We start from the raw sequence: 1,690 nt of genomic DNA, 5'->3' as shown, positions 1-1,690 counted from the left end.
CACTGAGCGGCACTTACACGACAGTGGTCGGCGACACTGCCACGATGAGGGAGACCTGGTGTTCACCACGTGTGGGCCGGGTTGCACCCGGCTGAGTGGCGGCAGTGCGCCCGTCAAGGAAATGCACTTCCGTGTCCAGTTGACCAAAACGGCTGACTGAACCGCTTTACGCACGCCACCTCTCCGCCTGCGGGCTGACGAGTTCATGCGTCGACGGTGAATTGCTGTTCAGCCTGCAGGTGGACGCCACCTTTTTCTGGCTCGACATCGAGAACATCGGTATAGGTGCCAGGATCGGTGTTGGTGAAGCCCCAGTTATTGCCGTTGTCGCAGACAGCGAGTCGTTGATCACGTTGCAGCAAAACCCTGCCGCTGCTGTCGACGACTTTCGAATGTTTCATGGCTGCTCGAACTGTTTGATGAAGGTGGTTGTAGTAGTCGACGATCGACTGTTCTTGCGAGCCGAGCAGCCGGCCAACGTGGCGGCAGCCTCAGATACGCCGTGACCGCTAGCTTTCTTCGGCCGCTTCCGGCTGCGCGCTCTGTCCGCCGAGGTCGCCGAAGGGCCAGGGCCGCCATGACGGCTGATACCCGTGCACGCCTTCGGCGTACGCCGTTTCGGCGTGCTGGGTGAAGTCGACGCCGGTCTTCTCGTCTTCAGGGCTGACGCGAAAGCCCATCACCAAGTCGATGACCTTTGCCAGTCCATACGACACCACGAACGCATAGACGCCGACCACCGCGGCCGCAAGCGCCTGTTTGCCCAGCTGCGCGAATCCGCCGTGGTAGAAGAGCCCTTGCGGACCACCCGTCATCACCTGGGTGGCCAACAGGCCGATCAGCAGCACCCCGACCAGCCCGCCCACAAAGTGCACGCCGACCACGTCCAGGGAGTCGTCGTAACCGAACCGGAACTTCAGCCCGATCGCGAACGAGCAGACGATGCCCGCGGCCACCCCGACGACGGCTGCGCCCAGCGTGTTGACCGTTCCGCACGACGGCGTGATCGCCACCAGCCCGGCAACCACCCCTGAGGCAGCACCGAAGGTGGTCGGCTTGCCGTCGCGAATCCGCTCCACCGACAACCAGCCGAGCATGCCGAGGCAACCGGCGACGAGGGTGTTGAGAAAGACCGCCGAGGCAGTTCCGTTGGCGGCCAGCGCCGAGCCCGCGTTGAACCCGAACCACCCGAACCACAGCAACCCCACCCCGAGCAACACGAACGGAAGGTTGTGCGGGCGCATGGCGTCTTTCTTGAACCCGATGCGCGGCCCCAGCACCAAAGCCAGCGCCAGCGCTGACGCGCCGGAGACGATTTCAACGACGAGACCGCCGGCGTAGTCCAGCGCGCCGAGCTCGAACAGCCAGCCGCCCGGCGCCCACACCCAGTGGGCCACTACGGCATAGACAGCGATGGCCCACAGCGGAACGAACACCGTCCAGGCGGCGAACTTTGCCCGGTCCGCGATCGCGCCGCTCACCAGTGCGGCTGTGACGATCGCGAAGCCGAGCTCGAACGTGGCGAACAACAGTTCCGGCACCGCGCCGTGGGCGGTGTCCGGGCCGATGCCGACCATCGAGACATGAGCCAGGTCCCCGATCAGCCCGCCAGCTCCACTGCCGGAGAACGCCAGCGTGTAGCCGAGGAGCAGCCACGCCGCAGTGACCAGCGGGATCGAGATGAAACTCA

Annotated in this window: 2 protein-coding genes; both read right to left on the bottom strand. The window is 64.9% G+C overall.

Features of this window, described 5'->3' with window-relative positions:
• Positions 1–203: 203 nt before the first annotated feature.
• On the bottom strand, positions 204–401 hold the full coding sequence (locus AC5Y39_RS21210; RefSeq protein ID WP_500048289.1) for a hypothetical protein: 198 nt from the start codon (positions 399–401) through the stop codon (positions 204–206).
• A gap of 108 nt (positions 402–509) precedes the next feature.
• Positions 510–1,690: ammonium transporter (locus tag AC5Y39_RS21205; protein ID WP_500048288.1), on the bottom strand; the 1,181-nt coding region annotated here is incomplete at its 5' end.

The organism is Mycobacterium sp. NGS39, assembly GCF_059812765.1.
The sequence above is the reverse complement of the archived record's forward strand: the minus strand, read 5'-3'. Positions and strand labels throughout refer to the sequence as shown.

What these genes read in the sequence shown, in the direction of transcription:
- AC5Y39_RS21210 (WP_500048289.1), bottom strand. Translation starts at nt 401, where the DNA reads ATGAAACATTCGAAAGTCGTCGACAGCAGCGGCAGGGTTTTGCTGCAA.